Below are 8,420 nucleotides of genomic sequence, written 5' to 3'. Positions count from 1 at the left end.
ACTTAAGATTAGATTTAGTAGAAGCTATACTGGTAAATAAATTTCCACAATTAACCATCGAACAGATACAAAAAATGATTAATTTAAGAGAAGCCGACATCACTCAAACTCGTTTTTATCAACAAGTCTTAGAAATTGGTCGTACGGAGGGGTTACAAATTGGTCGTACAGAAGGCACACAACTAGGGGAAATAAATATGGTTATCCGTCTGTTAAATCGCCGTTGTGGTACTCTATCCGATGAATTACAAACAAAAGTTAGATCGCTCTCTATTCCTCAGTTAGAATCTTTAGGGGAAGCGTTGTTAGATTTTCAAGATATTTCCGACTTAGAAAATTGGTTAGAATCTAATAGCACTGAATCAGAGTCTTAATTACCTCATGAAAACTGATAAGTTATTTTATCGAATCTTTTTAAGTCAACCTTCTTTAATTTCCGAATTAATCCCCGAAATTCCTGAAGATTGTCAATTTGACTATAGTGCACCCGTGGTTAAAGAAAAAGAATTACGCCTTGATGGATTATCCCTCTTTTGTTATGTTCCGAGATAAAATAATAGAATAAAAAGAAAAATCGAACTTGGGAGGCATAAATAATAATGGATGTAGCAGAACAAGTTTGTAAACATTTACCCCGAACGCCAGAATCCACTATACCATTAGTGGATCAATATTGTGCCTACTATCAGGATTTATTTCCAGATGTGAGAAGTTATGAATATTTTAAGTTATTACATTTAGGAATAATCTCTAATCTTAAACGAAAATCATTACCAGAATTAGAAAAAGTACTGGGAGTATCATCACAATCCTTACACCATTTTCTTACATCATCACCTTGGTTATTATCCGAACTAGAACAAAGAAGATTAAATAAATTAGTGTCCATATTACAGGAAGAAAAAATAATTCTTGTAGTGGATGAAACAGGGGATAGAAAAAAAGGTAATAAAACAGACTATACAGCCCGACAATATTTAGGAAATGTGGGAAAAATAGCTCAAGGATTTGTCTAAGTTAATGTTTATGGTATTTATCAGAATATAACTTTTCCATTAATGACAAAAACATATAAACCAAAGTCGAGATTAAAAGTAGGAGATAAATATAAAACTAAAACAGAAATAACTGGACAAATGGTGAGACAATTAAAAGAATTAGGATTTAATATAGAATTAGTATTAGCAGATAGTTTATATGGTGAAAGTAGCACTTTTTTACAAGTATTAGAAGAGTTAAAACTAGAATATGTGGTGTCCATAAGAAGTAATCATGGGGTGTGGATGGCATCAAATCAAAGAGTGAGAGCAAATAAATGGTGTAAATTTATTCGTACATTTAGTGATGGGAAAACAGAAATAAGATACATAAGAGAAATAATTTATGGGAAAAAAAGAAAAATAACATACTGGGAAATGACCACAGATATAGAAAATTTACCGAAAAATTCAACCAGTTTTGTGATGACCAATTGTCAGGGAAATTTGAAAAAAAGATTAGGGGATTTGTACGGTCAAAGGACATGGGTAGAATATGGATTTAGGCAGTGTAAACAAGAATTAGGGTGGAAAGATTATCGTTTGACAAAAATAGAAAGTATTGAGAAATGGTGGGAGATAATAAATAGTGTTTACACCATGGTAAGTTGGCAAACAAAACCATTTAGAAAATTGCTATTTTCAGGGGAAGAAAAGAAAGAAGAAGAAGAAAAAATAGAAGAAAAAAACCAAATAAATACTTGGAAAAAAAGTTTAAAGAAAATAGTGAGGATGATTGAACCATTAATCTTATTTTGGTTAATAACACCATGGTTAAAAATAGTAAATTCATCAGGATTATTAAACGGATTGAATAATTTATTATCGATAGCTCACGATTCTAAATTATATTTTCCAACGGGATAATTGTTACTATTTTTTGATAATTGATTCGGAGTTTGACAAAAGAGGGTTAATCCCCGAAATTCCTGAAGATTGTCAATTCGATTATAGTGCACCCGTGGTTAAAGAAAAAGAGTTACGCCTTGATGGATTATTAACACCCTTGGAGGATGACGACAATTTGCCCTTAGTCTTTCTGGAGGCACAAATGCAGAAAGATACAGAATTTTACAGTCGTTATTTTGGGGGAATATTTATCTATATCCATCAGTATAAAGTTAAAAGAAATTGGCGAGGGTTATTGATTTTAAATGATCGAAATCAAGATTTAGGTAGTGAAATACCCTATCAATATTTACTTAATAATCAAGTGCAAAGATTATTTTTATCAGACTTATTAACAGCAGAAAATTTAAGTCCGAATTTGGCGTTATTGAAATTAATAGTAACTCCAGAAAATAAGGTAGTATCCGAAGCAAATAAAATCTTAGAAAGTGCAGAAAATAAAGAGGACTTTAACTTAAGATTAGATTTAGTAGAAGCTATACTGGTAAATAAATTTCCACAATTAACCATCGAACAGATACAAAAAATGATTAATTTAAGAGAAGCCGACATCACCCAAACTCGTTTTTATCAACAAGTTGTACAAATTACGGAAATAAATATGGTTATCCGTCTGTTAAATCGCCGTTGTGGTACTTTATCCGATGAATTACAAACAAAAGTTCGATCGCTCTCTATTCCTCAGTTAGAATCTTTAGGGGAAGCCTTGTTAGATTTTCAGAATATTTCCGATTTACAAAATTGGTTAATCAATCATAATTGAGTTAGTAGGTGGGATTAAATAAAGTCTAATCCTACATCCCAAAAAACCCTCGAACTCCATCACTAAAAGTGGCACTGCACGATCGCCTCTTCCATATTTCAAACGTCATCTAAAGATGACTACTACGAACAGGCAAATGTTAAGTTTTCGTGACCTTAGCGACAAAATTCACCAAAATTTTAAAAATTATGTTAGTCTTGCCGTAATAATTTTTCTTGTACTTCCATCCATCGATTATGAGTAATCAAGTTTTACCTCCAACTCTTGCCTCAGCCTTGAATTTAGTCAATTCCCAGTTATTCTCATTTACTGCCGATCCTCAATTTCATGAGAAACTAACCTTAGCCTTCGGTGAGGGTATCAACTCCGAATTTTATCGACCATTATGGGCTAATCCTAGTTTTAATCTGGGAAATATTGTAATTAAAAAAAAACAAATAGAGTTCTTGCTTTAGAGATTCACTACCAAAGTGACTTAAACGGTGCTAACGGTGCTTACAGTAAAGATACGAATATAATATACATTACCTCAGAATATCTACAACAATTATTCCCCCTTTCTCAAGGAAGGCTAGGGGGGATCAATCTCACTTTACAAGGAAAGCTAGGGGGGATCAATCCCACTTTACAAGGGAAGTTAGAGGGGATCAATCTCACTTTACAAGGGGGTTCGGTTGATGCACGTCTAAATGCGACTGATACTTCGAGGGATGAAGGGGAGTTGTTTTCCGATCTTGTTCGGGAAATTGAGTTAACACCTAGTCAGTTAGGGGCTATCAAGCAAGAAGACGATAAAGCCTCTGTTGTATTAAATAATCAGATTATTGCCATAGAACAAGCTACAGATGGTGATCCTCAACTAGAATTTGAGCAATCTCTTTCCAATATTATTCCTTCTCGATTAATTGATGGAAATGGTGATGGTCAACCAGAAGGAATTATATTTGGCTCTGATGGACGTACTCGTATAATTAATACTACTTCATTTCCTTTTAGTTCGGTGGGTCTTATAACCATAACAATGCCAAATGGTGGGACAATAACAGCTTCAGGTGCAATGATCTCTCCTTTTCATTTTTTGACAGCAGGTCATGTTATCACAGACGATACTCCTGATTCAACAGATGGAAATCAGCAACAGATTACAGACGGATTTATTGAAATCTCTCTTGGAGCAACTGGAGCTTTAAGGAATGGAATGCCAGCCAGTCAACCTTATGGCAGAGTGGGAACACAATGGTTGCGAACTTTTAATGGTTGGTTCAATGATCGAAATTTCGATTGGGATATTGGGTTAATTACACTAGATCGTAATGTAGGCGACCACACAGGGTGGTTTGGTTATGGCTGGAATAATAATTTTGCTGATAATACTTTAGTCAATAATGCTGGATATCCAGGGGATTTACGAGATAGTGACGGAGATGGTGTAAGTGATAACTTGGATATGATTTATCAGTCTGGACTTATAACAAGTACAACTACAAACTTATTACTAAGTACGGATTTAGATAATGTCCAAGGTAATAGTGGTGGCCCAGTTTGGGTTTATAATCCAGATACTTCTGCTCGGACAATTTATGGAGTAACGTCTTATTTTGAAAGAAGTGGTGCTCATAATGGATATTCACGAATTACACAAAGTAAATTTGATGCTATTAAAAGCTGGATTCAATTTGATATAGCTAATCGAAAACCTCAAGATAAACCAGATTTTGCAGATCATGATTACTGGTGGGGTTTTAACTCTTCTTCTTTTCGTAATAATAACACTAGCAATTCTATAAATGACGCTAGCAATTCTTTCGTAAATGTAAATGTCGGTGATTCTATTACTTTTAACGCCCGTATTCGTAATAATGGTACGGCAAGGGTTGATGGTGGATTATATTTAGTCGAACCAACTATCAATGTTTCCTTTTATGCCTCGTCAAACACAACAATTAGTAGTAGTGATCACAAAATTGGTGAAGCTAATATCTCTGCGATAGATCCCTTCACTCAAAGTTATGCTACTTTAAACACCAGTTTTCCAAATATTCCTGAAGGTGATTATCATGTGGGTTATACTTTTGGGTCGATAATGTCTGAATTTGACAATAATAATAATACGGGTATTATTGACGGAAGTATGATTACTGTCAAACATAAAAGAGATTTATCAGGTGCTTATTTTGAGGCAAAACCAGATTCTTTAAAGGCTGGGGACTCTTTTACGGTGGATTTTAAGGTCAAAAATACGGAAGTAGGATTTATAAATGGTTTTTGGGTAGATTTTTATCTTTCAACCAATTCTACCATAAGCATTTCTGACAAATTTTTAGGAGATTTTTGGGTTAGCAATTTGTCGGGAAATTCAACCACTACAACCTTAAGTAAAACTCTATTTTTGCCCAGTCTAAGTGATTCTTTTTGGAATGCTACTCTGGGTAATTACTATATCGGGATGATTGTTGATTCAACGAATTCAGTAACAGAAACTAATGAATCTAATAATAATAGTACTGGTTCATTATTAGATTATGATGACGTTCTCATAAGTGCAAAACCAACGATTTCTATTGTTGCAACGGATTCGGATGCAGCAGAAACAGATTCAGGTAGTTCCTCCAATACTGGTACGTTTACATTGACTCGGACTGGCAATACCAATAATCCTTTGACAGTTTTTTACTCCTTATTTGGTACTGCAACCAATGGCATTGATTATTCTCTGATTGATCAATTTAGTATTACTTTTCCTCCTAATAATAGCACAACTACAATAAATATTGCCCCCATTGACGACACTGATTTTGAAAGCCCAGAAACCATTAATATTGCTTTAAGTACTGATAGCAATTATATAGTGGGATTGGATGCTCAAGCTACCATTAATCTGGTAGATAATGACTTACCTCCCACAAATTTAGCGATCGCCCCTACCAATGCCAACCAAACAGAAGGAAATAGCGGTACAAAAGCCTTTACCTTCACCATCACTCGCAGTGTGAATACCACCGATGCTAATAATGTCAATTGGGCAGTGACAAGTTCAGGTGCTAACCCAGCTAATGGTGCTGATTTTGTGGGAGGAGTATTACCTACAGGTACAGTAAGTTTTGCCTCTGGGGAAACCAGTAAAGTAATTACAGTAAACGTTCAAGGTGACACCACTGTAGAACCAGATGAAAACTTTACCGTGACTCTTTCTAATGCTACCAATGGGGCAACCATTACCACCGCAACCGCTATCGGTACTATTCAAAATGATGATGTATCCGCAAATTTAGCGATCGCCCCTACCAATGCAGATCAAACAGAAGGAAATAGCGGTACAAAAGCCTTTACCTTTACCGTTACCCGTAGTGGTACAACCACCGGAGCTAATAATGTTAACTGGGCGGTTACAGGTTCAGGTACAAATCCGGCTAATGCTACAGATTTTGCCGGCGGAATATTACCTACAGGTACAGTCAGTTTTGCCTCTGGGGAAACCAGTAAAGTAATCACAGTAAACGTACAAGGAGATACCACCGTCGAACCGAATGAAAACTTTACCCTGACTCTTTCTAATGCCACCAATGGGGCAACTATTACAACCCCGACAGCCATCGGTACTATTCAAAATGATGACATACCCCAAATAATTATTAGCCCTAGTCAAACCATTGTCGAAGGGCTAACAAGTCCTCAAAATCTCACTTATACGGTAACTCTTTCTCAAGTAAGTAGTCAAACGGTAACGGTACAATATGCCACGGCGAACGGAACCGCTATAGCAGGTTCAGATTATACGGCTACCAGTGGAACTTTAACTTTCTCTCCTGGACAAATCAGTAAAACTATTACTATTCCCATTCTCAATGATTCTGTCAATGAGTTTGATGAGAATTTTAACTTAACTTTAAGTAATCCTAGTAATGCCAATTTAAGTAACTCTAGTGTGACAATAACAGTTACTGATACTTTATTCACCGACGTAACAACTACTTTACCGGCCAATGTCGAAAATCTGATTTTAACAGGTACAACAGCTATTAATGGTACGGGTAATGCCTTAAATAATCTTATTACTGGTAACACGGGTAACAATAACCTCAGTGGTGGTGATGGAAACGATACTCTTTTAGGTGGGGATGGTAACGATACTCTAACAGGAGGTGTAGGTAATGATAGTCTGACAGGAGGTGCAAATAACGATTTTGCCCTTTATGTGGGGACTTTCTCCCAATATCAAGTAACAGGCTCTAATGGTGTTTATACTATTACAGATTTATTATCTAACCGAGATGGTATTGATAGCCTATTTGATGTGGAAAATCTCATATTTTCAGATCGCACAATTCTAATTACAGACGCTGTGAATCCTACCACAAATTTAGCGATCGCCGCCACCAATGCAGATCAAACAGAAGGAAACAGTGGCACAAAAGCCTTTACCTTCACCGTTACTCGCAGTGGTACTACCACAGGTGCTAATAATGTCAATTGGGCGGTTACAGGTTCAGGTACAAATCCGGCTAATGCTACAGATTTTGCCGGCGGAGTGTTACCTACAGGTACAGTCAGTTTTGCCGCCGGAGAAACCAGTAAAGTAATCACAGTAAACGTTCAAGGAGATACCACCGTTGAACCCAATAAAAACTTTATCGTGACTCTTTCTAATGCCACCAATGGGGCAACTATTACAACCCCGACAGCCATCGGTACTATTCAAAATGATGATGTATCCGCAAATTTAGCGATCGCCGCCACCAATGCAGATCAAACAGAAGGAAACAGTGGCACAAAAGCCTTTACCTTCACCGTTACTCGTAGTGGTACAACCACCGGTGCTAATAATGTCAATTGGGCAGTGACAGGTTCAGGTACAAATCCGGCTAATGCTACAGATTTTGCCAGCGGAGTGTTACCTACAGGTACAGTCAGTTTTGCCGCCGGAGAAACCAGTAAAGTAATTACAGTAAACGTACAAGGAGATACCACTGTAGAACCCAATAAAAACTTTACCGTGACTCTTTCTAATGCCACCAATGGGGCAACTATTACAACCCCGACAGCCATCGGTACTATTCAAAATGATGATGGAGCAACCAGTAATACCTTTAGCAACACGTCACCTATTTCTATTGCTGACTTTGGCTCGAGTACTCCCTATCCTTCTCCCATTACCGTGTCAGGATTAAGTGGTAATATCAGTAAAGTTACCGTCACCCTCAATAATCTGAGTCACACTTTTCCCGATGACATTGATATTCTCTTGGTAAGTCCTACCGGTGCAAAAACCCTCTTAATGTCCGATGTTGGAGGAGGTAGTGAATTAACAGGTGTTACCTTAACATTTGATCCCACCGCCACCAATAGCCTTCCTGATGAAAATTTAATTACAAGCGGTACTTATAAACCGACAGATTTTGACGCTTTTGATGGTGATCTCTTTGATTCTCCCGCCCCAGTTGGTCCGTACAATGCCGATTTATCAGTCTTTAACAACACCAATCCTAATGGAGTATGGAGCTTATATGTAATAGATGATGTCAGTGGAGATGCAGGAGCTATTAGCGGTGGTTGGTCTTTAACCTTTGAAACTACGACTCCTCTCGCAACTAATTTGGCGATCGCCCCTACCAATGCCAACCAAACAGAAGGAAATAGCGGTACAAAAGCCTTTACCTTTACCGTTACTCGCAGTGGTACAACCACCGGAGCGAATAATGTTAATTGGGCGG

Annotated in this window: 4 protein-coding genes and 2 pseudogenes; all 6 read left to right on the top strand. The window is 36.9% G+C overall.

Going from position 1 to position 8,420, the window contains the following annotated elements:
- A partial coding sequence (locus FWJ34_RS16085; protein WP_308256359.1) for a DUF4351 domain-containing protein occupies positions 1-374 on the top strand: 374 nt, incomplete at its 5' end.
- 7 nt (positions 375-381) lie between these two features.
- Positions 382-525: pseudogene (locus tag FWJ34_RS16080) on the top strand (DUF2887 domain-containing protein); the annotation flags it as partial.
- Between the two features lie 74 nt (positions 526-599).
- A pseudogene (locus tag FWJ34_RS16075) lies at positions 600-1,904 on the top strand (IS701 family transposase).
- Between the two features lie 13 nt (positions 1,905-1,917).
- Complete coding sequence (locus tag FWJ34_RS16070; RefSeq protein ID WP_308256358.1) at positions 1,918-2,709, top strand: DUF2887 domain-containing protein; 792 nt, start codon at positions 1,918-1,920, stop codon at positions 2,707-2,709.
- Between the two features lie 236 nt (positions 2,710-2,945).
- Positions 2,946-3,164, top strand: a complete 219-nt coding sequence (locus FWJ34_RS16065; protein ID WP_308256357.1) for a hypothetical protein — start codon at positions 2,946-2,948, stop codon at positions 3,162-3,164.
- Positions 3,165-3,430: 266 nt separating this feature from the next.
- A partial coding sequence (locus FWJ34_RS16060; RefSeq protein WP_308256356.1) for a Calx-beta domain-containing protein occupies positions 3,431-8,420 on the top strand: 4,990 nt, incomplete at its 3' end.

It is taken from the genome of Geminocystis sp. GBBB08 (assembly GCF_016743215.1).
Lineage (GTDB): Bacteria > Cyanobacteriota > Cyanobacteriia > Cyanobacteriales > Cyanobacteriaceae > Geminocystis.
Note: the sequence above shows the minus strand (reverse complement) of the source record. Positions and strands in the feature narration are given on the sequence as shown.